General features: G+C 68.3%; 23 protein-coding genes and 1 pseudogene. 4 read left to right on the top strand and 20 right to left on the bottom strand.

What is annotated here, in order from left to right; all coding sequences use genetic code 11:
• Positions 1-25: 25 nt before the first annotated feature.
• The 11 genes and pseudogenes from ACYVLQ_RS16520 to ctaD form a co-directional block, all read right to left on the bottom strand.
• Positions 26-1,198, bottom strand: coding sequence for a THUMP-like domain-containing protein (locus tag ACYVLQ_RS16520; protein WP_460698365.1), 1,173 nt, complete (start codon positions 1,196-1,198; stop codon positions 26-28).
• Between the two features lie 88 nt (positions 1,199-1,286).
• Positions 1,287-2,264, bottom strand: coding sequence for a class I SAM-dependent methyltransferase (locus ACYVLQ_RS16515; protein WP_460698364.1), 978 nt, complete (start codon positions 2,262-2,264; stop codon positions 1,287-1,289).
• A 37-nt stretch (positions 2,265-2,301) separates the two neighbouring features.
• Positions 2,302-3,066 carry an enoyl-CoA hydratase-related protein gene (locus ACYVLQ_RS16510; protein ID WP_460698363.1) on the bottom strand — a complete coding sequence of 255 codons (765 nt, stop codon included), beginning with the start codon at positions 3,064-3,066 and terminating at the stop codon, positions 2,302-2,304.
• Between the two features lie 9 nt (positions 3,067-3,075).
• Positions 3,076-3,651, bottom strand: coding sequence for a GNAT family N-acetyltransferase (locus ACYVLQ_RS16505; protein WP_460698362.1), 576 nt, complete (start codon positions 3,649-3,651; stop codon positions 3,076-3,078).
• A gap of 54 nt (positions 3,652-3,705) precedes the next feature.
• Positions 3,706-4,479 carry an NUDIX hydrolase gene (locus ACYVLQ_RS16500; protein ID WP_460698571.1) on the bottom strand — a complete coding sequence of 258 codons (774 nt, stop codon included), beginning with the start codon at positions 4,477-4,479 and terminating at the stop codon, positions 3,706-3,708.
• Positions 4,480-4,644: 165 nt separating this feature from the next.
• Positions 4,645-5,478, bottom strand: coding sequence for an ABC transporter ATP-binding protein (locus ACYVLQ_RS16495; protein ID WP_460698570.1), 834 nt, complete (start codon positions 5,476-5,478; stop codon positions 4,645-4,647).
• Between the two features lie 300 nt (positions 5,479-5,778).
• On the bottom strand, positions 5,779-6,558 hold the full coding sequence (locus ACYVLQ_RS16490; protein ID WP_460698361.1) for an aminoacyl-tRNA hydrolase: 780 nt from the start codon (positions 6,556-6,558) through the stop codon (positions 5,779-5,781).
• A 146-nt stretch (positions 6,559-6,704) separates the two neighbouring features.
• The gene (locus tag ACYVLQ_RS16485; RefSeq protein WP_460698360.1) at positions 6,705-7,502 is read right to left on the bottom strand and encodes a protease inhibitor I42 family protein; all 798 of its coding nucleotides are present in this window, start codon (positions 7,500-7,502) and stop codon (positions 6,705-6,707) included.
• A gap of 200 nt (positions 7,503-7,702) precedes the next feature.
• Entirely contained in the window at positions 7,703-8,926 is a 1,224-nt protein-coding gene (gene serB / locus ACYVLQ_RS16480; protein ID WP_460698359.1) for a phosphoserine phosphatase SerB, read from the bottom strand.
• 438 nt (positions 8,927-9,364) lie between these two features.
• A pseudogene (locus tag ACYVLQ_RS16475) lies at positions 9,365-10,364 on the bottom strand (IS481 family transposase).
• Between the two features lie 118 nt (positions 10,365-10,482).
• Complete coding sequence (gene ctaD, locus ACYVLQ_RS16470; RefSeq protein ID WP_460698358.1) at positions 10,483-12,219, bottom strand: aa3-type cytochrome oxidase subunit I; 1,737 nt, start codon at positions 12,217-12,219, stop codon at positions 10,483-10,485.
• 150 nt (positions 12,220-12,369) lie between these two features.
• Between ctaD and ACYVLQ_RS16465 the strand changes: the two genes are divergently transcribed.
• Positions 12,370-13,452 (top strand): ABC transporter substrate-binding protein, encoded by a 1,083-nt coding sequence (locus tag ACYVLQ_RS16465; RefSeq protein WP_460698357.1) that lies wholly within the window; start codon positions 12,370-12,372, stop codon positions 13,450-13,452.
• Between the two features lie 216 nt (positions 13,453-13,668).
• On the opposite strand, the gene ACYVLQ_RS16460 is transcribed toward ACYVLQ_RS16465, so the two are convergent.
• Both ACYVLQ_RS16460 and ACYVLQ_RS16455 read right to left on the bottom strand, forming a co-directional pair.
• Complete coding sequence (locus tag ACYVLQ_RS16460) at positions 13,669-14,067, bottom strand: hypothetical protein (RefSeq protein ID WP_460698356.1); 399 nt, start codon at positions 14,065-14,067, stop codon at positions 13,669-13,671.
• Between the two features lie 105 nt (positions 14,068-14,172).
• Positions 14,173-15,327, bottom strand: a complete 1,155-nt coding sequence (locus tag ACYVLQ_RS16455; protein WP_460698355.1) for a damage-control phosphatase ARMT1 family protein — start codon at positions 15,325-15,327, stop codon at positions 14,173-14,175.
• Between the two features lie 165 nt (positions 15,328-15,492).
• Between ACYVLQ_RS16455 and ACYVLQ_RS16450 the strand changes: the two genes are divergently transcribed.
• Positions 15,493-17,052 (top strand): alkaline phosphatase D family protein, encoded by a 1,560-nt coding sequence (locus tag ACYVLQ_RS16450; protein WP_460698354.1) that lies wholly within the window; start codon positions 15,493-15,495, stop codon positions 17,050-17,052.
• 27 nt (positions 17,053-17,079) lie between these two features.
• Here ACYVLQ_RS16450 and nrdF read toward each other — a convergent pair whose 3' ends face one another.
• The gene (nrdF, locus tag ACYVLQ_RS16445) at positions 17,080-18,042 is read right to left on the bottom strand and encodes a class 1b ribonucleoside-diphosphate reductase subunit beta (protein ID WP_460698569.1); all 963 of its coding nucleotides are present in this window, start codon (positions 18,040-18,042) and stop codon (positions 17,080-17,082) included.
• Between the two features lie 320 nt (positions 18,043-18,362).
• On the opposite strand from nrdF, the gene ACYVLQ_RS16440 reads away from it, so the two are divergent.
• Positions 18,363-18,767, top strand: a complete 405-nt coding sequence (locus ACYVLQ_RS16440; RefSeq protein ID WP_460698353.1) for a DUF7144 family membrane protein — start codon at positions 18,363-18,365, stop codon at positions 18,765-18,767.
• A 64-nt stretch (positions 18,768-18,831) separates the two neighbouring features.
• Here the strand turns inward: ACYVLQ_RS16440 and mgtE are convergent, their stop codons facing one another.
• The gene (mgtE, locus tag ACYVLQ_RS16435; protein ID WP_460698352.1) at positions 18,832-20,259 is read right to left on the bottom strand and encodes a magnesium transporter; all 1,428 of its coding nucleotides are present in this window, start codon (positions 20,257-20,259) and stop codon (positions 18,832-18,834) included.
• 565 nt (positions 20,260-20,824) lie between these two features.
• Here mgtE and ACYVLQ_RS16430 point away from each other — a divergent pair.
• Positions 20,825-21,883: a response regulator gene (locus ACYVLQ_RS16430; protein WP_460698351.1), complete on the top strand. Its 1,059-nt coding sequence runs from the start codon at positions 20,825-20,827 to the stop codon at positions 21,881-21,883.
• A gap of 3 nt (positions 21,884-21,886) precedes the next feature.
• Here ACYVLQ_RS16430 and nrdE read toward each other — a convergent pair whose 3' ends face one another.
• From nrdE to ACYVLQ_RS16405, 5 genes are all read right to left on the bottom strand, one after another.
• Positions 21,887-23,992, bottom strand: coding sequence for a class 1b ribonucleoside-diphosphate reductase subunit alpha (gene nrdE / locus ACYVLQ_RS16425; RefSeq protein WP_460698568.1), 2,106 nt, complete (start codon positions 23,990-23,992; stop codon positions 21,887-21,889).
• 35 nt (positions 23,993-24,027) lie between these two features.
• Positions 24,028-24,477: a class Ib ribonucleoside-diphosphate reductase assembly flavoprotein NrdI gene (gene nrdI / locus ACYVLQ_RS16420; RefSeq protein WP_460698350.1), complete on the bottom strand. Its 450-nt coding sequence runs from the start codon at positions 24,475-24,477 to the stop codon at positions 24,028-24,030.
• 96 nt (positions 24,478-24,573) lie between these two features.
• The gene (locus ACYVLQ_RS16415) at positions 24,574-24,807 is read right to left on the bottom strand and encodes a redoxin NrdH (RefSeq protein ID WP_068014192.1); all 234 of its coding nucleotides are present in this window, start codon (positions 24,805-24,807) and stop codon (positions 24,574-24,576) included.
• 637 nt (positions 24,808-25,444) lie between these two features.
• Entirely contained in the window at positions 25,445-25,567 is a 123-nt protein-coding gene (gene ykgO / locus ACYVLQ_RS16410; protein WP_025348247.1) for a type B 50S ribosomal protein L36, read from the bottom strand.
• Between the two features lie 115 nt (positions 25,568-25,682).
• A complete protein-coding gene (locus tag ACYVLQ_RS16405) occupies positions 25,683-26,249 on the bottom strand; it encodes an NAD(P)H-dependent oxidoreductase (protein ID WP_460698349.1) in 567 nt (188 codons plus the stop codon).
• Positions 26,250-26,298 lie beyond the last annotated feature (49 nt).

Genomic DNA, 26,298 nt, shown 5'->3' with positions numbered 1-26,298 from the left:
GACACCGGACGGACCCGGCGGTCGCTCAGCGCACCGGTGGCGTCTCGCAGAGGAAAACCGTTGGGGTGCGGCCGATTCGGGTGATCACCAGGGTGTGGGGCTGCGCGCCTGCGGATTTGAGCCTGGCCCGCAGGGCGTCGGGGTCGATATCGACTCCCCGGGCGAGGATTTCGAGCGGGCCGCAGCCGCGGCGCCGCAGTTCGGCGCGCAGCGGCTTCTCGCGGAGGTCGAGGCGGTCGAGGACGCGAAAGCCGCGCACCCCGTCGGGAACGCGATCGCCGGTCAGGTAGGCGATGCGTGGATCCAGTTGCCAGAGTCCGTGTCTCGCGGCGTAGTGGCGGACCAGCCCGGCCCGCACCACCGCGCCGTCCGGGTCGATGATCCACTCGCCCGGCTCTCGATCCGGGATGTCGTCCGGCTCGGCGTCCGTGACGCTCCAGGAGCGGCCGCCGGAGGTCAATACGGTGGCGCGCCGGGATATCCCCGGATCGGCGAGGCCCGCCGACCACAGGCACGCCTCCCGCACCGCGCCGTCGAGCGAGACGACCTCCACCTCGCCGTCTCGTGCTAAACCATCGAAATCCAGTCCGGGAGCGCACTTCACGACCAGGTCGCGGCCGCGGTAGGCGTCGAGCAGGTCCGGTAGCGGCGGTTGCAGCTTCGCCGGATCGTGGGTGCGGCGGCCGTCGGACCGCCGGGCCGGATCGGCGACCACGACCGTGCCGGAACTGCACGGCGCCAGCGCGTCCGCCTTGGCCAGCAACACATTTCGCGCATCGGACAGGTTGTGCGCGGCCATGGCCAGCCGCACCTCGTCGAGGTCGCTGCCCAGCACGGCGGGGCAGACCTCGTGCAGCGCCGCCAGTTCCGCGCCGATCGAACAGGTCACGTCGTGCACGGCGCGCCCCGCCAGCCGCCGGGCCCGATGGCGCGCCACCGCACTCGGCGTCGCCTGCTGCAGGGCGTCGTCGGTGTACAGCCACTCCCCCGCGCCGTCGAGCTTGGCCACCGCCCGGCGGCGCAGCCGCACCGTTTCCACCAGCGCGGGCGCCCGCTTTCCGTACTCGCGCCGCACCCGCTCCAGGTCCCCCACCAGAGACGCCGTCGTCAGTGCCGACCGAGCGACCTCGGCCAGCGCCGACGACCCGGCGGCACCGGACAGGTACTCGACGTCCTCGCGAGAAATCCGATAACCCATTACCGATCCACCCGGCGCGGTGGCCGCACCGTCGACCTCATCGCCACAGTCCACCCGCGATGGTCACGCCGCCGATCGCCGCGGCGCACTACTTTCCGGCGGCCAGCGGCTTCACGCCGGTGATCATGGCGTTGTAGAAGAACCGGCGGGGAACCACATGTTTGAGCACGCGCTCGTCCAGCTTGCTCAGGCCCAGCCAGGCCCGGTACTGGGCGATGCGGTAGCGCCAGGTGAGCTTCTCGGCGGGGACCGCGGCCTCGAAGGTGCGCACCGGCCAGCCCCACAGCGCGGCGGCGAACTCCTCGGTCTCCGCGTGCGCCTCGACCGCACCGGCCGACCGGGCGATGGCCTCCAGATCCGACGGATCGAACGTGTGCAGGTCGACCACGGCCTCCAGCGCGGCCGCGCGCGAGGACTCGTCCAGTTCCTCCTGCGGACGCCGCCACTCCCGCAGGAACGGCAGCTTGGTGACCTCGGTGGTGGCCTTCCAGGTGATCTGGCCCAGCTTGCGGGCGTAGAAGTTGCCCACGGTGGTCGGCTCACCGGCGAAGACGAAGCGCCCGCCCGGCTTCAGCACGCGCAGGCATTCCTTCAGCGCCAGCTCGACATCCGGGATGTGGTGCAGCACAGCGTGTCCCACGACGAGGTCGAAGGTGTCGTCCTCGTACGGGATGGTCTCGGCATCGGCCACCCGGCCGTCCACGTCCAGGCCGAGGTGCTCGGCGTTGCGCAGCGCCACCTTCACCATGCCGGGCGACAGGTCGGTGACCGAACCCTGCTCCGCCACCCCCGCCTGCATCAGGTTGAGCAGGAAGAAGCCGGTGCCGCAGCCCAGCTCGAGGGCACGTCCGTAGGGCAGCGGGGCGTTCGGGACAACGGCGTCGAAGCGGCCCTTGGCGTACTCGATACAGCGCTCGTCGTAGGAGATCGACCACTTGTCGTCGTAGGTCTCCGCCTCCCAGTCGTGGTACAGCACCTGGGCGAGCTTGTTATCGGTGCGCGCGGCCTCGACCTCCGCCTCGGTGGCGTGCGGGTTCGGCGCGGGGTCGTCAGGACGTGCGGTCATGGTCCGCTAGCGTACTCGAGCGGCCGGCACGGCGAGATCAGCGGCCCACGAATTCGGCGGACCCCGGGCCCGCCGCCAAATAGGAACGTGTTCCTATGCTGCGGTCTTCGGTCGTGAACAGCTCCGCCCACTCGGTGCGGGCGCGGTCGTGGCCGTGCGTACCGGCCTCGAAGACGCGTTTGGCTGCGGCCAGGGCGCGGGTTGGTCCGCCGATGAACTGCCGGGCCCAGCGCAGGGCGGCGGTATAGACGTCGTCGGGGGCGACCACCTCGTCGGCGAGGCCGATCTGCGCGGCCTCGTCAGGCTCGACGAAGCGCCCGGAATACACCAGATCCTTGGCGCGGGACGGTCCGATCAGCAGGCTCAGGCGGCGGATCCCGGCCAGCGGGATCAGGCCCGTCCGGATCTGCGGCAGCCCGAGTTTCGCGTTGTCCCCGATGATCCGCCGGTCGGCGCCCAGCGCCAGTTCCAGCCCGGCGCCGAGCGCGTATCCGCTGATGGCGGCGACCGTCGGCTGCGGCACCCGGGCCAGGCAGCCCAGTGCGCGCTGCAGGTCGCCGACCATCGCCTCCGCCTGCTCCGCCGACAGGCGCGCCAGCTCGGGCAGCTCGTCGCCCGCGCAGAACACGCGCTCGTCGCCGTAGACGACCACCGCCGCGATCTCGGCGTCCCCGGCGATCCGCTCGGCGGCGTCCGCCAGCTCGAGTGCCAGTTGCACATCGATGAGGTTCATCGGCGGCCGCGCGAAACGCAGCACGGCAATTCCCGCCTCGGCGCGGTCCACGGTCACGAATTCGGCCACAGCGGGAGCCTACTGGGCCGCGGGCTCCCTATCGGAGGCGGTCGGCGGGCGGTACGACATCGGGAACACGGTCGGCCCGCGCCCGATGGCGATCTCACCGTCTCGCCGGAAGCCGAGGCCCTCGTAGAACGGCACCGTGTCCACCGTGTTCGATACCAGGAAGCCGTCGGCCCGGAATTCGGCCAGGCGGCGCCGGATCAGTGCCGTGGCGTATCCCCGGCCCTGATACTCCGGGAGCGTGCCGACCGCACCCAGATACAGATGTGGCGTCTGCGGCCGGGCGGCGTCGATCAGCCTGATGGCGCGCACCGCCCGCGGGACCGCCGTGCCGAGCGTGCGCAACAGCGCCACCGGCTCCACAAGCGGCGCAACGACATTCGGAGGCTCCCAGAGCGCCACGGCCACGACGTCCTCGCCGTCCCGGGAGATATCCACGAGCCCGCGCCGACGGCGCGCCTCGATCCGGGTCTCCCAGAAATCGGCCAGCACGCGGTGCCTGCGCGCGGACCGGGGCCAGATGTGGGCCATCAGCGGATCGTCGGCGAAAGCGGCGGCCAGCACGCGCGCTTCGGGACTCGGGGCCATGAGGCCAGTGAAACACGAGACCCGCGCCGCGGCGAACGGTCGGGCTGCCCGGACCTAGCTGGGCCGCTGGGACCCCCGCAGGCGGGAACCGTCGGGCAGGTCGGCGAAGTAGCGGGTGTTGTCCGGGAACTGGAGCATGGGTGTGCCGTCGACGGTCGACAACACCGGCTGGATCGGCTCGATCACCCGGGTGGCCGCGAGAATTTCCGCGGTGGAGGCGAATTCGCCGAGTGCGTCCAGCTGCGACCAGGTGGGCGGGAGCAGCACGTCCATGCCCGCCCGCCAGCGATCCAGGGATTCGGCGGGCGTGCGCCACGCGACCTCGTGCGCCTCGGAGGTGGCGCCGTCGGCGCGCTGTCCGTCCGGCAGGATCGCGACGAAGAAGTGCGTGTCGTAGCGGCGCTCCTCGACGACCGGCGTGACCCAGTTCGCCCACGGGCGCAGCAGATCCGCGCGGAGCACCAGGTTCTCGCGGGCCAGGAACGAACCCAGGGACAGCTCGCGGCGCTCGAGCTGGCCGCGCGCCTCCCGGTAGGTCGCGGTGTCGGAGACCACGCTGTCGGCGGTCGGGCCCGCCAGCAGCACGCCGCATTCCTCGAACGTCTCGCGCACCGCGGCACAGACCAGCGCTTGCGCCCGCGCCGGATCGGTGCCGAACCGCTCGCCCCACCACGCCGGATCGGGTCCCGCCCAGGCGATTTCGGCCTGCGCGTCGGAGGCGTCCACGCCGCCGCCCGGGAAAACCGTCATCCCCGCGGCGAAGGCCATGGCCTGCGCCCGCCGCTGCATGAACACCTCGGGCCCGTTCTCGCCGTCCCGCACCAGCATCACCGTGGACGCGTCCTTGGGCGCCGCGGGCGTCGAATCGGACTCGGCAACAAGCTCGCTCACACTTCGCACCCTAGCGCCTGCTTGGTCGCCCCACCGAGGGGGTGTCCGGCAGCCGAAGGTTCCGGCACGCCACCGGGCACATCGATAGGCGCGGCGTACCCCTCAGGCGCGGCGGTGGCGGCCCAGACGGTGCGAGCGGCGGGCGAAGTAGCGGCCGCCGATGCGGTCCAGCGTGATCGACTGGCGGAATGCCTCGCTGAGCTTCTCCGCCGTGACCACCTCCTCCAGCAGACCCTGGGCGACCACGCTGCCCTCGTTCAGCAGCAGGGCGTGGGTGAAGCCGGGCGGGATCTCCTCGACGTGATGGGTGACCAGGACGGTGGCAGGGGCATCGGGATCGGCGGCCAGATCGCCCAGCTTCTCCACCAGCTCCTCGCGACCGCCCAGGTCCAGCCCGGCGGCGGGCTCGTCCAGCAGCAGCAGTTCCGGATCCGTCATCAGCGCCCGCGCGATCAGCACCCGCTTGCGCTCGCCTTCGGACAGGGTGCCGTAGGCGCGGTCGGAAAGGTGTTCGGCACCGAGGCTTTCCAGCATGTCGATGGCGCGGTCGGTGTCGACGTCGTCGTACTCCTCGCGCCAGCGGCCCATCACCGCGTAGCCCGCCGACACCACCAGATCGCCGACCTTCTCGTCCAGCGGCACCCGGGCGGCCACCGCCGCGGACGACAGGCCGATGCGCGGGCGGAGCTCGGTGACGTCGGTGCGGCCCAGCACCTCGCCCAGCAGGTTCGCGATGCCCGACGTCGGATGCACCTCGGCCGCGGCCATGCGCAGCAGCGAGGTCTTACCGGCGCCGTTGGGGCCGAGCACGACCCAGCGTTCGTCGAGTTCGACCTGCCAGGTGACGGGACCCACCAGCGTGTGGCCCGAGCGCCGGACGGTCACCTCGTTGAAGTCGATGAGCAGATCGGGATCCGGTTGCGGCACGGGCTCCATCTTGGCCCACGCACGCGAATCGTTCTCAACGTGGTCGGTTTGCACGGTATGTGTCATAGTCGGCCGCGCTGCCGGCCGGGTGCGAATTCGTTGTTGCGGCGGTGTGATTCGGGACTCCTGCCGGGGCGGGGGCGCGGGGAGCGGAACAGTCGGCCCAGTACCAGCGCCACCGGTATCGAGCATACGACCCAAATGCCGAGCGCTATCCACAGTGTCGTCATAGCCGTGGTACCGCTCCGACATTCGTGCACCGATCCTGCCGCATTCCGGCCGCCGCGTCGACCGCTGGGCGCGGACGCGTCAGCTCGTCGGCGCGTCGCCGTCCGGCGGAACCGCGATCACGGTGATCGACCCGGGCGCCACCTCGGTGAATCCGGCATCGCGGACCGCGGTCGCCCGGCCCCGCCGGACCCGATCGCACAGCCCCGGCCACCGCCGCGGTTCCGCATCGCGGACCGAGCACCGGAAACCGCGCAGCGACCACGCGTACGCCTGTTCCACCGGTAGCGCACCGGCCAGCAGCATGCTCGCGTGCCCGGCCTGTGCGGCGGCCTTGCCGACAGTCATACCCAATTTCGAATTCACCCATAGCACAGGAAGTTCCGGATCGGCCGGGCCCGGCTCGTCGTGTTCCAGGTCGGTGCCGCCGATCTGCAGTTTCCGGATGCGCGGGTCGATGGCGCCGACCGGCCCGGGCACCAGCGCCCGGGCCTGGGCGCCGTCGAGGTCCACGGTGACGCCGTCGACCTCGTTCGCCGCCAGCCATTGCGCGCCCCGGGCCCGCCGCGCCACCTTGCGGATACGCGAGCGCTTCCAAGCCAGATACCGCTGCTCCCACTCCCCCTCCGGGCCGACTCGTGGATCCAGGCACAGGGCCACCGCCGCCGCGGCGGCCGCGGCGAGCAGGGCGCTGCGCGGTGGCGGGTCGGCCTTCGGAATGTGCAGCACCATCTGCATCGCCTGCACCAGTGCGGGGTCGTCCGGGTCGCCGCTGCCGCCGTAACCGCCCGCCAATTCCGCGTGGCGCGCGGCGAAACCTTCGTCCAGCCCCGGTGTCACGGCGCCGATCGATTCGGTCATCCGCGGGCCCCGCGGATGACGACCGTGGCGATACCCGTTGCAGACAAACATCTCTCCGATCACGCGCCGACAACCAGCTCCCAGCCTATCGCCGATCGGCGAACAGCCCGCTACTACGGCCAGCGCACCGGTGCCGTGCCGGATGCTCAGTGGCCGACGGCCACCTTCAGCGTGAAGCCCTCGGCCGGTTCGCTGCCCTGCTCCCAGGGGCGCGCGTACCCCATCCGCAGTTCGGTGCCGCCGGGCGCCTCGGCGACGAAGCGCCAGATCGAGTTGCCGCCCGCGCCCACGACATTGCCGGACTCGGCGGCGGGACGGAACTCCGGCTCCCCGACCTGCGCGAGGATGGTCTGATCGAGCGCGACCAGCTCCCACTGGTATCCGGTGGTCGGATTGGCCGCGAGCGAGACCTCGAGCGTCTGCCCCGGCACCAGCGACACCTCCTTGCCGTCGAAGTCTCCAGTGACGGTCATGGTTCCCGGCTGCCCTGGGGCCGAGCCGCCAGGTATCGGGTAGACCCCCCGCGGTTCCACCCGGATGGCGTTCCCGCTGCCCGCGGGGATCTTCGACTCGGGGTCCTGGCAACCGACCTCGAGATTCGAGGTCGGCCCGGCCGAGATCGCCCATACCGCCACCCATGCGGAATCGACCTGCGGCGCAGCGGATTCCGATGCCGGGCGCAGCGCGATCTGCACTCCGGTCGTGGTGTCGACGACCGTGCACCGCAACGCGGAGGCGGTGTCCCGCCACGCCGCCGGGACCAGGATCACCATCTCGGCGTCGGCGGGGACCGGAACGCGGGCGGTCTGCCCGAGCGGAATGGTGCCGTACGACACCGGTTCCGGCGCGGCCGAACTCGTGGCCGCGCCGCCGGAATCATCGTTCCCGCAGGCGGCGAGCGCCAGTCCGAGCACAAGCATCAGCAGTGGTACGCGCACACGCATGCCGTCCTCCGGGGGTCGACGCCGACTGGCAAATTCCAAGCAGACCTTACCGGCACGTCCGTGCGGGACGCGTCGACCGCGCCGAGCAACCACTCGGCTCACGTCCGCATCCGGCGCCAGGGCGCCGGATGCGGGGATAAGGGACTACCAGGCGGGAAATAGGGAGCTGACCCACCTGTAGAGGGTTGCTGCCCTGTGGGTCAGGTCAGGGGGACTCGGCGGAGGAGGCCGTCGCGGGCGTCGGCGGCTTCTACCTCGTCTCGGGTGACGCCGAGGATGAACAGGACGGCGTCGAGGTAGGGGTGGGAGAGGGCGGCGTCGGCGATCTCGCGCAGGGCGGGCTTGGCGTTGAATGCGATGCCCAGACCTGCGGCGTTCAGCATGTCGATGTCGTTGGCGCCGTCGCCGACCGCGACGGTCTGCTCCATCGGCACCCCGGCCTCGGCGGCGAACCGCCGCAGCGCCACGGCCTTGGCGGCCCGGTCGACGATCTCCCCGATCACCTTGCCGGTCAGCTTGCCGTCCACCACCTCGAGCGTGTTCGCCTGCACGAAATCCAGTTCCAGATCGTGCGCCAGCGGCTCGATCACCTGCCGGAAGCCGCCGGACACCACGCCGCAGCGGAAACCCAGCCGCCGCAGGGTGCGGATGGTGGTGCGGGCGCCGGGGGTCAGCTCGATGCGCTCGGCGACCTCGTCGATAACGGTCTCGTCCAGCCCGGCCAGCGTCGCGACCCGCTGCCGCAGCGATTCCGCGAAGTCGATCTCGCCGCGCATGGCGGACTCGGTGACCTTGCGCACCTCGTCCTCGACACCCGCGTGCGCGGCCAGCATCTCGATCACCTCACCCTGGATGAGGGTGGAGTCGACGTCGAACACGATCAGCCGCTTGGCCCGCCGCGCCAGGCCCGCGCGCTCGACCGCGACGTCGACGCTCTCCTTGGCCGCCACCACCGACAGGGCGGTGCGCAGCCGGGTCTCGCCCTCCTGGTCCACCGGCGCGGTCACCATCAGCTCCAGACCGGTCACCGGATAGTCGGCGATGCCGCGGATGGCGTCGATATTGACGTTCTGCTCGGCGAGCTTGCGCGCGATCGTGCTGAACGCCCGCGCGGTGACGGGGCTGCCCAGCACCACGATCGCGTGCGTCGACAGCCGTGCCCCCGCCACCGAGTTCGCGCCGATCTCGACGTCGACCTGCATGCCCACGGTGGCCATCGCGTCCTCGAGCTGATCCTGCAGATCCTCCGGATCGTCCGGGCAGGTCACCAGCACGCCGAGGGTCAACCGGCCGCGGATCACGACCTGTTCGACGTCGAGCAGGCTCACCCCGTTGCGGGACAGGGCCGTCAGCAGCACCGAGGTCACACCCGGTTTATCGGGCCCGGTGACAGTGATCAGCACGGTCGTCTCGGGCGTGCTCAAGCGAAACTCCGTTTCTCGTGATGTGCTCGGCCGCCGACGACGGCCAGCACATTGTCTCAGGTCGGTGTGGCGTTCTCTCCGCCGTCCCGGCCCACCATCCGGCGCACAATGCCCCCGCTCCCGTCACCCCGCGCGACACTGCTCCCGTCAACCCGGCGCAACCACCCGCTCCAGCCGACCCGCCGCAACACCCGCTCCAACCGACCCGGCGCAACCACCCGCTCCAACCGACCCGGCGCAACCCCCGCTCCAGCCGGCCCGGCGCAACCACCCGCTCGTCATCCCGGCCTGCTTTTGGCCGGGATCTGCCGTGGATTCCGGCCGAAAGCGTGCCGGAAATAGCGGGATGAGCAGGCCGGGAAGGACGGTGTCCGCTGTGCTCGAAATCGAACGCGGCGGCCGTCGTGTCGACGGCCGCCGCAGGTTCGCAATTTCTGGCTAGCTGTATGAGGCCGTGACGTTGGTGACGCCGGTGCGGAGTCGGCTGGCCGGCGGCCGGTTCCCAACGGCCGAATTGCGGTCGATGATAGTTGTAATGGACGTTCCAGACTTGTAGTGCCTGCTCGCGCTGCAGATCCGAGGTCCATTCACGCGCGTAGAGGAACTCCTCGGCCAAGATCCGGTTGTAGCGCTCGACCTTCCCGTTGTGCCGCGGTGTGTAGGGCGTGATCCGCTGATGCCGGGCCCCGAGCAGCACCCTGGCGAAATCGTGTGCCTTGTAGCAGGCGCCGTTGTCGGTCACGATCCGCTCGATCCGCGTGATGCCGTGCGCGGCGAAGAACGCCCGCGCCCGGAACACGAAACCGATTGCGGTGACAGCTTTCTCGTCGGGCAGTGCCTCGGTGTAGGCCAGGCGCGAGTAGCCGTCGACCGCGGAATGCAGGAACGTGTAGCCGGGCCTGGTGCGCCGGTTGACCGCGCGAGAAGCCTTGTGCTGCAGCGATCCTTTGCCGTGCACGCGCCAGCCGCCACCGTCGGGGATCCGACCGACTTTCTTGATATCGACATGGACCATGTGCCCGGACCGGCGTGCCACGATCGGCCGTGGTACCCGGTTGGCCTCACCGCCCGGATCCAGGAAGCGGCGCCGGTTCAACCCCAGGCGCACCAGATGCCGGCCCACCGTCCGCACCGACACCGAAACACCCTCGCCTGCCAGCTCGAGCGCGATGCGGCGCGCCGACCACTTCCGGGTCCGCCGCAGCACTTCGATCCGGGCCATGACCTGCAACGGCGTGGCTGCCGGTGACCGGTAAGGCGCGCTGGACCGATCGAGCAGCCCGAGTTCACCGTGGCGGCGGAATCGGTTGACCCACTTCGACGCGCACTGCCGGGAGATACCCATCTCCGCGGCGACGTGAGCGATCGGGCGGGACCGACAACGCTGGACGAGCCGGTGACGGCCCTCGAGGGTGAGCGGGGCATTACGGTGGGACACGGCGGTTCTTTCGTTCGTGGCTGATGTGTGAGTTGGCGCTTCACATCCTGCCGCTGAAAGAACCGCCTCTTTCAGCTCACCCCACCCTCGCCGTCACCAACGTCACGACCCACAACAGCTAGCTCGAGACCTTGTCGAGCTCCTTGACGTGGTGCGCTTTCCCACCCCAGCCGACGTGCGCCTCGGCGCGCATCCGCTCGATCATGTGCGGGTAGTGCAGCTCGAACGCCGGACGCTCCGACCGGATCCGCGGCAGCTCATAGAAGTTGTGCCGCGGCGGCGGGCAGGTCGTGGCCCACTCCAGCGAGTTACCGTAGCCCCATGGATCGTCCACCGTCACCACCTCGCCGTAGCGGTAGCTCTTGAAGACGTTCCAGATGAACGGCAGCGTCGAGGCACCGAGGATGAAGGCGCCGATGGTGGAGATCGTGTTCAGTAGCGTGAACCCGTCCGTGGGCAGGTAGTCCGCGTAGCGGCGCGGCATGCCCTCGGCACCCAGCCAGTGCTGCACCAGGAACGTGGTGTGGAAGCCCACCATGGTCGCCCAGAAGTGCCACTTGCCCAGGCGCTCGTCCATCATTCGGCCGGTCATCTTCGGGAACCAGAAATAGATTCCCGCGAAGGTCGCGAACACGATGGTGCCGAAGAGCACGTAGTGGAAGTGCGCGACCACGAAGTAGGTGTCGGATACGTGGAAGTCCAGCGGCGGGCTGGCCAGGATGACACCCGACAGACCACCGAACAGGAACGTGACGATGAAGCCCACCGAGAACAACATCGGTGACTCGAACGTCAACTGCCCCTTCCACATCGTGCCGATCCAGTTGAAGAACTTCACACCGGTCGGAACCGCGATCAGGAACGTCATGAACGAGAAGTACGGCAGCAGTACCGCACCGGTGGCGTACATGTGGTGCGCCCACACCGCGATGGAGAGCGCCGCGATGCCCAGGGTCGCGTAGACCAGCGTGGTGTATCCGAAGATCGGCTTGCGGCTGAAGACCGGGAAGATCTCGGACACGATGCCGAAGAACGGCAGCGCGATGATGTACACCTCGGGATGCCCGAAGTACCAGAACAGGTGTTGATAGAGCAGCGCACCGCCGGACGCCGGATCGTAGATGTGCCCGCCCAGGTGCCGGTCGTAGGCCAAGCCCATCAGGGCGGCGGTCAGCAGCGGGAAGGCCAGCAGCACCAGCACGCTGGTGACGGCGATGTTCCAGGTGAAGATCGGCATCCGGAACAGGGTCATGCCGGGCGCGCGCAGGCAGACCACGGTGGTCAGCATGTTGACGCCGCCGAGGATGGTGCCCAGGCCGGAGACGGCCAGACCCATGATCCACAGGTCGGCGCCGACACCGGGCGAGTGCACGATATCCGACAGCGGGGTGTAGGCGGTCCAGCCGAAGTCGGCGGCGCCGCCGGGGGTGATGAAGCCCGCGGTCGCCATCGAGGCGCCGAACAGGTACAGCCAGTAGCTGAAGGCGTTCAGGCGCGGGAACGCGACATCGGGGGCGCCGATCTGCAGCGGCAGCACGATGTTGGCGAAACCGAACACGATCGCGGTCGCGTAGAACAGCAGCATGATCGTGCCGTGCATGGTGAACAGCTGGTTGAACTGCTCCGGCGACAGGAACTGCAGACCCGGGCGGGCCAGCTCGCCACGCATCAGCAGCGCCATCAGGCCGCCGATCATGAAGAACGACATCGCCGTCACCAGGTACATCACACCGAGGACCTTGGGGTCGGTGGTGGTGACAGCCTTGTAGATGAACGACCCCTTCGGCCCCAGACGTGGTGGGTACGGCCGAGTCGCTTCCAACTTCGGGACTGGCTGGGGCTCTACAGCAGTCACTGATCCTCCATTAGGTACGGCAATGCGCTACGACGCATCGTAAACCGTGCTGCCACAGCGCATCGCGCCCGGTCCTACTCTGTGTCGTATTCGACCGCCGCGGGTGTCGTCGTTGTGGTGATGTCGGGGCGGCTGTGTACCCTTCCCCGCATGCCGGTGATCGAGGTCGACTCCACCCGAAACACCAGAGCCCGCCACCGCCGCCATGCTCGGCGTTTGCGCGCCGGTAGCTTGGCCGCGGCCGCCGCCGTGGCGTTGGTCGCGGGCTGCGCCCAGGGGTCGCACGACGACGCCAGCATCGTGCGCACCACGACCAATATCGCCGGGGCCGCCGTGGTCGGCATCGAGCGCGATACCCGCACCGCGTGCGCGCTGCCCTCGGCGCCGGATCAGCGGTCGGGCGCCCACACCGTCTCCCAGCCCGCCGGACCCACCCAGGTACCGGCGGACCCGCAGCGCATCGTCGTGCTCGACACCACGGCGCTGGATGCCGTGTGCGCTCTGGGGCTGTGGGAGCGCGTGGTCGGCGCCACCACGCTCGCCGGGGAAAGCCCGCAGCCGACCTATATGGGCACGGGCGTGCAGAAGATTCCGGGCGTGGGCAGCATCGGCGCACCCGACGTCCAGGCCATCGCGGGCCTGCGGCCGGACCTGATCCTCGGCGGCGACGGCAGCGTCGACGCGCTGCGCGGGATCGCCCCCACGGTGCAGGTGGGCCCCGGCAACTGGCAGGCGACCTTCACCGGCTACGCCGAGGCGATGGGCCGCAGCAACGCGGGCGCAACGGCGCTGGCGGACTATCGGACCGCCGCCCGCGATACCGGCGCCGCGGTCGCGGCCAACCTGTCGCAGGCGTCGATCATCCGCTTCACGCCCTCCGCCGATATCCAGGTCCAGGGCGACGACAGCTTCGCCGGGCAGGTGCTCGCCGACGCCGGGGTGCAGCGTCCCGTCGCGCAGCGCGGGGCCTCGTTCAGCGTCAGCAGCCTCTCGTCCGCCGACGACCGCGACAAGATCGAGGGCGACATCGTCTACCTGATGTTCGACGGCCCCGACGGCAAGGCCCACGGCGAGAAGGTGATGAAGGGCCCGGACTGGGAGAAGGTCAGCGCCGTCATCGATAAGCGCGACTTCGCCGTCGACGACGCGATCTGGCACGGCACCGGCCTCACCGCCGCCCGAGCGCTGCTGACGGACCTGGCCAAGTCGCTCAACAGCTTCGTCACCGACTGAGCCCCGGCCAAAAACACGCCGGGGAACGAGTAGAGGCGTGCCCGGGGAACGAGTAAGAAGGCACGCCCGGGGAACGAGTAAGAAGGCACGCCCGGGGAACGAGTAGAAGGCACACCCAGGGAACAAGGAGAAGACACACCCAGGGAACGAGGAGAGGCACGCCCTGGGAATGAGTAAAGGGCATGCCCGGGGGAAGATCGCCGTGGGCGTAGGTTGTCAGGGGGAGGCATCCGCGTCCCCGACCTCTTCGGGATGGCGGCGTGCGCTCTTGCGGGGGCGTAGCGCGTAGGCGGGGACCAGTTGGTCGGTCAGGTGCAGTGGCGGGCGGCCGTCCCCGTAGGGGATCGAGAAATTCACCCGCCCCAGCCAGTCGCCGTTCAGGCTCGGCACCCAGTGCGTCAGGGTGCCGGGGCGCTCCCCCGTCATATCCAGCCCGGCCCCGTTGATGTGACGTGGCATGCCCGGATCACGCACGAGGAGGGCGTCGAGACGGACCCACACCGGGCGCGGCGGATAGGTGAGCGCCCGGTAGTAATAGCCGGTCTCGTTCGGGTATTGCAGCTCGGGCTCCGTGCCTTCGGTCCGAGGTAACTCACCCTCCTCGTTCGAACGCATATTCGAATACTAGCGCGGGGTTCATGACACGTCTCGAGACGGTCTGATTTCATAGAAGTAGCAGGTCAACAAGCCTGAACGGCGGATCCGACGCCTGTCGGCCGCCTACCGGGCCTGGATCAGGGCGTGTTCGCCACTGGTACGCCAGGACCGGCCCGTGGCGTCGAGATCGGCGACCTGCTCGGCGGACAGACCCGCGATGACATCGGACTTCAGCGTGCGCAAGGCGGTGACCGGCGACGGGAAGTAGGCGGTGAGGTCGGCGAAGGGTGTGGTCGGAGGCCAGTCGCGGTCGCCGAGGAGGCGACGGTAGTTCAGGTCGCCCTTGAGGATCGTCATCGCCGCGCACGCGAACTCGACCGCGAGGTCTTCCGGCAGGTCGTGGAACGACAGTGGGGCACAGAAGAATTCGTGGGTGCGCGGGACCAGGCGACCCTCGTTCATCGCCTGCCACAGCCGCTCCCCCGCACGCGCGGCCTCGGCCGCGTCGCTGTCCCGCAATACCCGCACCGCGGCCAGCAGGTCGGCCATGGTCGCGTCGGAGACGTAGTACGGCTGCGGCTTGAGATAGATCGTGACCCGGGCGGCCGCCCCGCTGGTGAGCAGGTGATCGATGAGGATCAGGTCGGGCAGCAGTTCCCGACCCGCGTTGTCCGCCACCAGGCAGACATCGGGATCGGCCGCGGCGGCCAGCGTCGCCCAAAGCACCGGACTGTCGTCGACCAGCAGCCGTTCGTCCCGGGCGCCCGATTCGGATGTCAGCTGGAACCCGAGATCGGCCTGGTTGCCCCACAGCGCCGAGACCAGCAGCGCGTCGCGCTTCTTGTCCTCCGGCGCATCGGCCAGGTCGGCGAGTGCGTTCACCTCGTCGGCGACGGCCGGGCTCGACAGTTCGGCGGCCTTGGTGGGACCGAAGGGGTCGACACCGCGCCAGACGCCCGAGCCGAAATACCCGACCGCCTCCAGCAACCGCCGGTAGAAGTAACTCTCGGCCCACAGGAACGACGCCTCGCCCCACGGCCGCCCCCACATGTCCCGTCCCCACTCGTGCCACCGCGCGCCGTCCCCCGCGTCGGTCTCGAGCGGTTCGACCACCCCCGCGACGCTCTCGGCCAGCAACTTCCGCAGCGCCGTCTGCTCCACATGCCCATAGGGATGCGCGCCGATCACCTGCTCGATCAGCTTCGGATGACGCTCGTGGAACACGCCGTGTGGAAACGAGCCCGGGACTCCTGCCAGAATCTGCGGCGCATCGGTCATCCCTCGATCCTGTCATCCGAGCCCCCACCACCGTTCCCGCACCCCGTGCCGGGAGCTGGATGTCGCGGACCGAGGTAGGGACTGTTCGGTCGCTTTGGGGAGAGTTGGTTTGCCGGATAACAGCCGTTCAGATTGTGTTGCGTTGGCTTGGACAGGGTGCGAGCCATGACCGACGCTCCGCAACCAGGTATCTCGCGACGGACCCTGCTCCGCTCCACCGCGGTGGGGCTCGTCGCCGCGCCGGGGTTGGTGGCGTGCTCGTCGGACGGCCCCGGGTTGGCGCGGGAGCGGCGGGGCCTCACGCACGGCGTGGCTGTCGGCGATCCGCGCGGTGACGGTGCGCTGATCTGGGCCCGCTCCGACCGCCCGGCCAAGCTGATCGTGGAGACCTCCGCGACCGAAAACTTCACCGAGACAAGGCGATTCGAGGGCCCGACCCTCACCCCCGCGACCGACGGCACCGGTCGACTGCGGCTGGCCGGACTGCCCGCCGGGCAGCAGGTGCACTACCGGGTGACGCTGGAGGGCGACGGCGGGGCGACCTCGGAACCGCTCACGGGCGTATTCCGCACCGTGCCGACGGCGGCGTCGGATCTGCGGCTGCTGTGGTCCGGCGACGTCGTCGGCCAGGGCTGGGGAAGCAATCCGGACCTGGGCGGCATGAAGATCTTCTCGGCCATGGCCGCCCGCGACCCGCACCTGTTCATTCACTCCGGCGATGCCATCTATGCCGACGGTCCCCTGAAGGAGTCGGTGCCGCTGCCGGACGGGCGCGTCTGGCGCAACGTGGTCACCGAGCCGAAAACCGCTGTGGCCCAGACCCTCGAGCAGTTCCGCGGCCAGTACGCCTACAACCTGCTGGACGACAACTACCGGCGCTTCACCAGTTCGACGGCGCAGGTCGTGCAGTGGGACGACCACGAGACGGTCAACAACTGGTACCCGGGCGGCACGGTCGCCGCGACCAAGGGCTACACCGAGCGCAGCATGGACGTGCTGGCGCAGCGCGCCTGGCAGGCATTCCACGAGTGGATGCCGCTCGACCCCGCGGAGGCCGTCGACGGCAGGCTCTACCGCAAGATCCCCTACGGCCCGCTACTGGACGTGTTCATGCTCGACATGCGGACCTACAAGGACGCCAACGACGCCAACCGCTCCCCCGACGGAAAGATCTTCGGCCCCAGGCAAACCCAGTGGCTGATCGACTCGCTGCGGGAATCGAAGGCCACCTGGAAGATCATCGCCAACGACCTGCCGCTGGGCCTGGTCGTGAAGGACGGCGAACAGCCGAACACCACCGCCTTCGAGGGCCCGGCGAACGGCGACCCGGGCGCGCCGTCAGGGCGCGAGACCGAGATCGCCCGGGTGCTGTCGGCCGTCCAGGCGAACAAGGTCACCGGCGTCGTATGGCTGACCGCGGACGTGCATTACACCGCCGCGCATCATTATTCGCCGGAGCGCGCCGCCTTCACCGACTTCGACCCGTTCTGGGAGTTCGTCTCCGGCCCGCTCAACGCCGGTGCGTTCGGCCCCAACGAACTCGACGGAACCTTCGGCCCCACAGCCGTTTTCGTCAACGCCCCGCCCGTGCAGAACACCTCGCCGCTGGACGGTTTCCAGCACTTCGGCGAGGTGCTCATCGACGGCAAGAGCAGGGAGTTGACGGTCAACCTGTGCGATGCGACGGGCAAAGTGCTGTTCACCCAGCGCCTGCCACCGACCTGAGGCTCCATTCCCGGTGGCGAGCGCAATTCAGAAGTCCCAGTCCTCGTCTTCGGTGTTCACCGCCTTGCCGATGACGTAGCTGGAGCCCGAGCCGGAGAAGAAGTCGTGGTTCTCGTCGGCGTTGGGGGACAGCGCGGACAGGATCGCGGGGTTGACGTCGGTCTCGTCCTTGGGGAACAGGCCCTCGTAGCCGAGATTCATCAGCGCCTTGTTCGCGTTGTAGCGCAGGAACTTCTTGACGTCCTCGGTCAGGCCGACCTCGTCGTAGAGGTCCTGGGTGTATTCGACCTCGTTCTCGTACAGTTCGAACAGCAGCTCGAAGGTGTAGTTCTTCAGCTCGGTCTGCTCGGCCTCGGTCAGGCTCTCCAGACCCTTCTGGTACTTGTAGCCGATGTAGTAGCCGTGCACCGCCTCGTCGCGGATGATCAAGCGGATCAGGTCGGCGGTGTTGGTGAGCTTGGCCCGCGAGGACCAGTACATCGGCAGGTAGAAGCCGGAGTAGAACAGGAAGCTCTCCAGCAGCGTGGAGGCCACCTTGCGCTCGAGCGGCTCGTCGCCGTTGTAGTACTCGAGGACGATCTCGGCTTTACGCTGCAGGTTCCGGTTCTCCTCCGACCAGCGGAAGGCGTCATCGATCTCGCGGGTGGAGCACAGGGTGGAGAAGATCGAGCTGTAGCTCTTGGCGTGTACCGACTCCATGAACGCGATGTTGGTGTACACCGCCTCCTCGTGCGGGGTCAGCGCGTCCGGGATCAGGCTCACCGCGCCGACCGTGCCCTGAATGGTGTCCAGCAGCGTCAAGCCGGTGAAAACCCGCATGGTCAGCTGCTTTTCGTGCGGACTCAACGTGTTCCACGACGGAATGTCATTGGACACCGGAACCTTCTCGGGCAACCAGAAGTTGCCTACCAGCCGGTCCCAGACCTCGGCGTCCTTCTCGTCGGGCACCCGATTCCAGTTGATCGCAGACACTCGGTCGATCAGCTTCACGCGCCGCTCACTCACCCTTCTCACCTAGCCGGACCGTACAGATTTCCCGTACGGGAAAACACTACTACTTGGGGGCGACAACCCCTTGCAGCACAAGACCTTGTGTCTCCCCCGTCCTGCGCAAATGCCTCCGACGTGGGCCGACCCACACCCGCGCCCCCGCACGCCATGCCGACCATCACAGCACATCGTGCCGCGCATGACAGGTCAACCCCGCGTACGCTATTGGATGCTCGCAGTTTGCCAGACACGGCATCACGGCGTCGCGATGCCGCTCGGTTCGATCACCACCCGTGTGTTGTTCGAAAGGAGTCAGTGCAATGGCAGTTCCCGGCACGATCCGGTCCGGTCGCTCGGTGAGCTCTTGGACGATCTTTTCCGGTGTCCTCCTGCTCATCGCCGGTGTGATGCACCTGCTCACGGGCATCGCCGCCATCGCGGAGCGCGCGGTGTTCGTCGTCGACGAGGACGAGATCTTCCGTATCAGCCTCACCGGCTGGGGATGGCTGCACGTGGTGATCGCCGCGCTGCTGCTCATCGCGGGAGTCGGCATCGTCAACGGTAAGAGCTGGGGTTACCTCGGCGGCATCGTGATGGCCGCGCTCAGCGTGCTCGCCAACTTCATCTTCGCCCCGATGTACCCATTCTGGGCGCTGGTCATCATCGCCATAGATGTGCTGGTGATCTGGGCGCTGGCCCGCCAGCTGGCCGCGGACGACGCCTGAAAGTCGTTTCCGCACCACGGGCGCACGCCGGAATGACGCGCTGGAAGATCGGAAGGCCCGCCGCTCAGATGCCCAGCACTACCTTGGCGGTGGTGAAGTAGATGATCAGCCCCGTGGCGTCGACCAGCGTCGTGACCATGGGCGCGGAGATGACCGCCGGGTCGATACGGAGCTTCTTCGCCAGCAGCGGCATGGTGCCGCCGATGGTCGCCGCCCAGCCGCAGATGACGATCAGGGTGATGCCCACGACCAACGCGATCTGCGCGCTGACGAAGATGCCGCCGATGACCATCCCGACCACGGCCAGCATCGACCCCAGCACCAGGCCCACCCGGCATTCGCGCCAGATCACCCGCAGCAGGTCCGATACCCGGACCTCGCCGACGGCCAGCGCGCGCACACACGACGTCGCCGCCTGCGCGCCCGCGTTGCCACCGGCGCCGATCAGCAGCGGAATGAACAGCGCCAGATGCGCGGCCTGGGCGAGGGTGGCCTCGAAGGCGTCGGTCACCGAGACCGTCAGGGTCGCCGCCACCAGCAGCAGCATCAGCCACATCGCCCGGTACCGGGCCAGCTGGAACACCCCGGCCGCCATGTAGTGACCGGCCCACGGCATGGTACCGGCCTGCCGCGCCACATCCTCGCTGTCGGCGGCCTCGATCACCTCGACGGCGTCGTCGATGGTCAGCAGCCCGACCAGCCGGTCCTCGCTGTCGACCACGGGCAGGTTGATGAGGTTGGTCTCGCGCATCAACCGGGCGGCCTTCTCGGCCGAATCGGTGGCCCGCACGAAGACCGGCTCGGTGACGACGAGATCGGACACCATGGCCTCGGGCGCGCTGAGCACCAGCTCGCGCAGCTCGACGATGCCGATCAGCCGTCGGCCGAGATCCACCACCGGCAGCGTATACACGGTCTCCGCGCCGACGCCCTTCACCCGCACCATCTGCAGGGCCTGGGCGACGCTCACCTGCCGCGGCAGCGCGACGACCTCCGGTGTCATGTACCGGCCGACGGCACCCTCCGGATAGCCGAGCAGAGCGGCGGTCATGCGGCGCTCGCGGGGGCTCAGCCCGGCCAGCACCTTCTTGGCGACCTTGGCCGGGGCCTCGCGCAGCATCCGGGCGCGGTCGTCGGGATCCATCTCCTCGACGAGTTCCCGAAATGCCTGGCCGCGCAGGCCGGACAGGATCTGCTGCTGATCGACGGGCTCGAGTTCCTCGAACACCGCCAGCGCGCTGTCCTTGTCGAGCAGGCGGAAGGCCAGACCGGCCTGCACCGCGTCCATGCGCGCGAGTTCGTCGGCGATCAGGTGCGGCGGGTGATTGTCCAGCCACGCCAGGGTGGCGTCGACTCGGTGGCAGTCGACGATGTCGCGCAGCGACTCGCCCTGGGGGAACTGCGGCATCGACTCGGTGGACACGGACTCGGTGGACGTCGGCTCGGCAGTGGGGAGCACGGGAGCGGCGACGGACAGATCGGTCGGCGACATGGCAGAACCTCGGCACAACGGCATGCAGCACTACGGCATGGAGCGGAAATGGAACCGGATCATCACACCGCGGGGCGCCGCCCCTACCGCCGACGAACTATCGGCAGATCATGAAGGCGACGCCGCGCGGCCTTCGACTGGGGGGCTCGCTACGCATAGCAACCCACCTCCTCATCGTCGTAGCCGTTCGTGTGCGTCGTCCGCCCTTCGACGAACGCAGCCATCGGCGACTGGCCCGCCGATGACGCAATATTGCATTCCGGGGCAGCATACTCGAATACCGCGTACGCCACGCCGACAGGCGTATAACATCACGGCGCGCCGCGTCATTCCCGGCGCGACCTTGGTTGCCGTCACACCCCGTCCGGCGTCCGTCCACCATGGCTCGAGGTCCTCCCTCGTGCGTGTTCTGACACTGGAGGATGATGGGCGCACGCCACGGCGGCAGCACCGCAGGATATGCGAATGTGCGATGTGCGTTGCCCCGGCTCGTGCCCGCGGATAATCTTCTCGCGTCCGAAATATGTTGTCTCGGTGGACAACAGACGAACGCTGTGGGGGACCCGTGCATGAGATCCTCAGTTCCGTTGCCACACTGCTGTGGCCGGTGCTGTTCCTGGTGGCACTGCTGATGTTCCGCGGCCCGGTGGGCCGGGTGATCCGCTCGGCCGAGCGCCGCGAGTTCACGCTGAACGTGGGCGGTCAGGAGATCGGCATGAAGGAGCTCAGCGACCAGCAGGACGACATGATCGCCGACCTGCAGACGCAGCTGAGCAGGCTGCAGCAGGAGGTCGCCAACCTCCGGTCGGCGCGCTCGTCGTCCCCGCCGACACCGGCCTACGCCTGGTCGCCGCCCCGGCCGGACGCGCCCGCCCCTTACACCGGAGAACTCCTGGCAGGAGACGAATCGGGTGCGGCCGATGTCCGTGCCGCACCAGCGGCCGGTGCACCCTCCGCCGGATCGGACGACGCCGACCCGCCGCCCGCCGAGATCGACTTCGGCACTCCGGTACCGACGGGTCCCGTCTACGGCGAACCGCCGACCGATGAGGACGACGGTCCGTCCGCCTACGGGGATCCCGGCGCATTCGGCGCCGCAGCCCCCGGCAGTGCCCGCCCGACCGCTCGATCGCGTCGCTGGGGGCTGCGGGCACGGTCGGCAACCCCGCCGGTCACCGAGCGCCCTCGTGAGGATGCCGGGGCCGAGCAGAGCGGCCCGGGTAGCCGCCGCGAGCCCACGGCGAACGCCGTGCTCTGGGTGGACGACAAGCCGGAGAACAGCGCCCTCATCGTGGACCGCTTGGAGCGCAACGGAATTCGCGTCGATATCGCACGGTCCACCGCCGAGGCGCTGACCCTGCTGGACAAGGGGCGCGGCTACGGCGCCATCGTGACGGACTGGGGCCGCACCGAGAACGGTGTGCGCGTCTCGGATGCTGGGCGGCGATTGCTGGAGGAGGTGCGCGATCGCGACATCTCGACCCCGATGATCGTCTACACCAGTGTCTTCGGCATCTCGGCCGCCCGGCGCGACAGTGCGAGCGAGGCGGGCGCACGCCTGGTCACCGGCTCGACCACCCGCCTCACCGGGGAGCTGGCCGCGCTGGGCCTGCTCCCCGGTTGAGGGCTACAGCATGCAGCTGACGCAGCCCTCGACTTCGGTTCCCTCCAAGGCCATCTGTCGGATGCGGATGTAGTAGAGGGTCTTGATGCCCTTGCGCCACGCGTAGATCTGGGCGCGGTTGACGTCGCGGGTGGTGGCGGTGTCCTTGAAGAACAGCGTCAGCGACAGGCCCTGATCCACGTGCTGGGTGGCCGCGGCGTAGGTGTCGATGATCTTCTCGTAGCCGATGTCGTAGGCGTCGGCGAAGTAGTCGAGGTTGTCGTTGTCCAGGTAGGGCGCCGGGTAGTAGACGCGCCCGATCTTGCCCTCCTTGCGGATCTCGATCTTCGACGCCACCGGGTGGATCGAGCTGGTGGAGTGGTTGATGTAGGAGATCGAGCCGGTCGGCGGCACGGCCTGCAGGTTCTGGTTGTAGATGCCGTGCGCCATCACCGAGGCCCGCAGCTCCCGCCAGTCGTCCTGGTTCGGGATGTGCACCCCGGCGTCGGCGAACAGGCGCTGCACGGCTTCGGTTTTCGGCTCCCAGACCTGCTCGGTGTACTTGTCGAAGTACTCGCCGCTGGCGTACTTCGACTCGGGGAAGCCGCCGAAGTACTGCCCGCGCTCGATGGCCAGCCGGTTCGACGCCCGGATCGCGTGGAAGGCCACCGTGTAGAAGTAGATGTTGGTGAAGTCCACGCCCTCCTCGGAGCCGTAGTGGACCCGCTCGCGCGCCAGGTACCCGTGCAGGTTCATCTGGCCGAGGCCGATGGCGTGGGACTGGTTGTTGCCCTGCTCGATCGACGGCACCGAGTAGATGTGGGTCTGGTCGGACACCGCGGTCAGCGCGCGGATGGCCGTCTCCACCGTCTTGCCGAAGTCGGGCGAGTCCATGGTCTTGGCGATATTGAGCGAGCCCAGGTTGCAGGAGATGTCCTTGCCCACCGTGGCGTAAGTCAGATCGTCGTTGTAGACCGACGGCGTGGAGACCTGCAGGATCTCCGAGCACAGGTTGGAGTGGGTGATCTTGCCCGCGATCGGGTTGGCCCGGTTCACCGTGTCCTCGTACATGATGTACGGGTAGCCCGACTCGAACTGCAGCTCGGCGATGGTCTGGAAGAACTCGCGCGCGTTGATCTTCGACTTGCGGATGCGCCGGTCGTCGACCATCTCGTAGTACTTCTCGGTGACGTTGATATCGGCGAACGGCACGCCGTAGATGCGCTCCACGTCGTACGGCGAGAACAGGTACATGTCCTCGTTCTTCTTCGCCAGCTCGAAGGTGATGTCCGGGATCACCACGCCCAGCGACAGGGTCTTGATGCGGATCTTCTCGTCCGCGTTCTCGCGCTTGGTGTCGAGGAAGCGGTAGATGTCGGGGTGATGCGCCTGCAGATACACCGCACCGGCGCCCTGCCGCGCGCCCAGCTGGTTGGCGTAGGAGAACGAATCCTCCAGCAGCTTCATGATCGGGATGACACCCGAGGACTGGTTCTCGATCTTCTTGATCGGCGCGCCGTGCTCGCGAATGTTGCTGAGCAGCAACGCGACACCGCCGCCGCGCTTGGACAGCTGCAGCGCGGAGTTGATGGAGCGCCCGATGGACTCCATGTTGTCCTCGATGCGCAGCAGGAAGCACGACACCGGCTCGCCGCGCTGCTTCTTGCCCGAGTTGAGGAACGTCGGCGTGGCGGGCTGGAAGCGGCCGTCGATGATCTCCTCGACCAGTTCGGACGCCAGCACCTCGTCACCGGCGGCCAGGGTCAGCGCGACCATGCAGACCCGGTCCTCGAAGCGCTCCAGGTAGCGCTTGCCGTCGAAGGTCTTCAACGTGTACGAGGTGTAGTACTTGAACGCGCCGAGGAAGGTCGGGAACCGGAACTTCTTGCCGTAGGCCTGCTGGAACAGCTTCTTCACGAACGCCCGGCTGTACTGGTCGAGGACCTCGGGCTCGTAGTAGTTCTCCTCGATGAGGTAGTCGAGCTTCTCGTCGAGGTTGTGGAAGAAGACGGTGTTCTGGTTGACGTGCTGGAGGAAGTACTGGTGCGCGGCCTCGCGGTCCTTGTCGAACTGGATCTCGCCGTTGGGACCGTAGAGGTTCAGCATCGCGTTCAGGGCGTGGTAGTCCATGCCCTCGGTCGACGAATCGCCCGTCACCGGACGCTCTAGGCGGGCCGTCTTTCCGGCCGGTGCTGTTGTCGTTGCCAAAACAATCCCAATCCCTCTCGGACGCGTTCAACGTCCTCGGCGGTTCCCATGAGTTCGAAGCGATACAGGTACGGCACCCCGGCCTTGCGCGAGATCACCTCTCCCGCATAGCAGTAGGTATCGCCGAAGTTCGTGTTGCCGGCCGCGACGACGCCGCGCAACAGCGCACGATTGTGCGGATCGTTGAGGAACTTGGCCACCTGGCGGGGCACGAATTCCTTGTCGGATCGGTTACGACCCAGGACGTGCCGACCGCCCCCGTAGGTGGGGCAGATCAGTACGTAGGGCTCGTCGACGCGAAGCGATTCGGCGGTGTGGAGCGGAATGCGAACGGCCGGGAGGCCCAGCCGCTCCACGAAGCGGTGCGTGTTCTCCGACGCGCTCGAGAAGTAGACCAGATCGGCCATGGCCACTCCCCCTTCCCCATTGTCGGATGAAAGTCGGCGCCCCGTCATTCCAGCGTCAGAGCATCCCGGATTGTTTCCGGCATGCCTCGGCCGGAATCAGGCCGCCTGGGTCAGCAGCGACTTGATGCGGTCGGGGCGGAAGCCCGACCAGTGCTCGTCGCCGGCGACGACGACCGGGGCCTGCAGGTAGCCCAGCGCCATGACGTAGTCGCGGGCCTCGGGGTTCTCGGAGATGTCGACGACGTCGTAATCGACGCCGGCCTTGTCGAGAGCGCGGTAGGTGGCATTGCACTGGACACAAGCGGGCTTGGTGTACACGGTGATGGTCATGAGTGTCCCTCTCTCCTTGCCTTGAATCCGACTGCAGTGCACGACTCGCAAGATCCAACTGATAACTGCGCAAACCCCTGGAAGTGGGCCCGGAGCCCCAGGTCGCGAGTGCCGCAACCGGTCGGAGCCCGCTTCGTCTTCCAGCGCTGTAGACACTACACCTAGTGGCCGACAGATTCATCCAACACGACATGTTGCGAGTCACAAAGGTGAAATTCGGTCGGTGCAAGTACCTGGACAGTTGATTCGCAACCCGACACGGCAGTGGTGCGGATCACGATTTCGTGTCGCAGCTCTCTCCCAGCAAACTCAATTTGCTCACCAGTCACAGACGCCCCATCCGCCCCGAAGCCAGCCTCGACGGCTCCGACACGCCCGGCGCTACAGAGAAGCCGCTCCGCCCCCAAGGGGGGACGGAGCGGCTATGTGTTTACCCTGCGGCCGAGCGGCCATGCGTCCACCCCACAGCCCAGTGGCATGCGCCTACCCACGGCGGAGTGGCTGAGTGTTTACCCACAGCCGAGCAGCCATGTGCTTACCCACAGCGGAGCAGCCACGTGCTTACCCCACAGCCGAGCGGCCATGCGTTTGCCCCACGGCGGAGCGGCTGGTTTGCCGCGCCGTCGCGGGGGTCGCGTCAGCCCTGGCGGGCCTTGAAGCGAGGGTCCTTCTTGTTGATCACGTAAGTCTTGCCGCGTCGGCGCACCACCTGGGCGCCCGGCTTGCTCTTCAGCGAACGCAGCGAGTTGCGGACCTTCATGCCACCTCCTAAATGATAATGGTTTTCACATTCTATACGGGTGGCGATCCGGCCTCGACACACGCGGGGCCGCATCCCGAAGGATGCGGCCCCGCGCGACGGAAAGCGTCGAAAGTCAGGCGTTCACGCGCTCGGCAACGACCTCGACCAGCTCCCGCACCGCGGCCGCGAGCTGCGTCAGCGCCTCGGCGTCCTCGCGCGGGTGCGACTCCGCGAACCGCTGGCCGATGGTGCCGAAGTGCAGGTGCGCGCTCTCCACCACCGAGGCACCGGCGACGTTCAGCGCCTTGACCGTGTCGCCGTGCGACCACCTGGCGGCGTTCTGGCTGATGGAACCGCTGATCACGGCGACCGGCTTGTCCTTGATCGAACCGTCACCGAACGGGCGCGAGGCCCAGTCGATGGCGTTCTTCAGCGCGGCCGGGATGGTGCCGTTGTACTCGGGAACGAACAGCAGCAGTCCGTCGGCAGCGGTCACCGCGTCGCGCAACGCGGTCGCCTGCGCGGGCTCCTGCCCGGGAACATCGATGTCCTCGTTGTAGAAAGGGATATCTCCGAGGCCCTCGAAGATCTCGACCTCGACACCTTCCGGGGCGGTCTGCGCGGCAGCCTCGGCGAGCTGACGGTTGAACGATCCGGCACGCAGGCTGCCGACCAGAGCGAGAAGGCGGGTCTGGGACATGGTCACTCCTTGTGCGATGGTGCGGTGGGCTAAGCTTCTACGACACCAT

This window comes from Nocardia thraciensis (genome assembly GCF_054782435.1).
Note: the sequence above shows the minus strand (reverse complement) of the source record. Positions and strands in the feature narration are given on the sequence as shown.

Coding starts and splice junctions, on each gene's coding strand:
- ACYVLQ_RS16520 (WP_460698365.1), bottom strand. CDS start 1,198: ATGGGTTATCGGATTTCTCGCGAGGACGTCGAGTACCTGTCCGGTGCC.
- ACYVLQ_RS16515 (WP_460698364.1), bottom strand. CDS start 2,264: ATGACCGCACGTCCTGACGACCCCGCGCCGAACCCGCACGCCACCGAG.
- ACYVLQ_RS16505 (WP_460698362.1), bottom strand. CDS start 3,651: ATGGCCCCGAGTCCCGAAGCGCGCGTGCTGGCCGCCGCTTTCGCCGAC.
- ACYVLQ_RS16500 (WP_460698571.1), bottom strand. CDS start 4,479: ATGCTGGTGCGGGACGGCGAGAACGGGCCCGAGGTGTTCATGCAGCGG.
- ACYVLQ_RS16495 (WP_460698570.1), bottom strand. CDS start 5,478: ATGGAGCCCGTGCCGCAACCGGATCCCGATCTGCTCATCGACTTCAAC.
- ACYVLQ_RS16490 (WP_460698361.1), bottom strand. CDS start 6,558: ATGACCGAATCGATCGGCGCCGTGACACCGGGGCTGGACGAAGGTTTC.
- ACYVLQ_RS16485 (WP_460698360.1), bottom strand. CDS start 7,502: ATGCGTGTGCGCGTACCACTGCTGATGCTTGTGCTCGGACTGGCGCTC.
- ACYVLQ_RS16465 (WP_460698357.1), top strand. CDS start 12,370: ATGCCGGTGATCGAGGTCGACTCCACCCGAAACACCAGAGCCCGCCAC.
- ACYVLQ_RS16460 (WP_460698356.1), bottom strand. CDS start 14,067: ATGCGTTCGAACGAGGAGGGTGAGTTACCTCGGACCGAAGGCACGGAG.
- ACYVLQ_RS16455 (WP_460698355.1), bottom strand. CDS start 15,327: ATGACCGATGCGCCGCAGATTCTGGCAGGAGTCCCGGGCTCGTTTCCA.
- ACYVLQ_RS16450 (WP_460698354.1), top strand. CDS start 15,493: ATGACCGACGCTCCGCAACCAGGTATCTCGCGACGGACCCTGCTCCGC.
- ACYVLQ_RS16440 (WP_460698353.1), top strand. CDS start 18,363: ATGGCAGTTCCCGGCACGATCCGGTCCGGTCGCTCGGTGAGCTCTTGG.
- mgtE (WP_460698352.1), bottom strand. CDS start 20,259: ATGTCGCCGACCGATCTGTCCGTCGCCGCTCCCGTGCTCCCCACTGCC.
- nrdE (WP_460698568.1), bottom strand. CDS start 23,992: ATGGACTACCACGCCCTGAACGCGATGCTGAACCTCTACGGTCCCAAC.
- nrdI (WP_460698350.1), bottom strand. CDS start 24,477: ATGGCCGATCTGGTCTACTTCTCGAGCGCGTCGGAGAACACGCACCGC.
- ACYVLQ_RS16415 (WP_068014192.1), bottom strand. CDS start 24,807: ATGACCATCACCGTGTACACCAAGCCCGCTTGTGTCCAGTGCAATGCC.
- ykgO (WP_025348247.1), bottom strand. CDS start 25,567: ATGAAGGTCCGCAACTCGCTGCGTTCGCTGAAGAGCAAGCCGGGCGCC.
- ACYVLQ_RS16405 (WP_460698349.1), bottom strand. CDS start 26,249: ATGTCCCAGACCCGCCTTCTCGCTCTGGTCGGCAGCCTGCGTGCCGGA.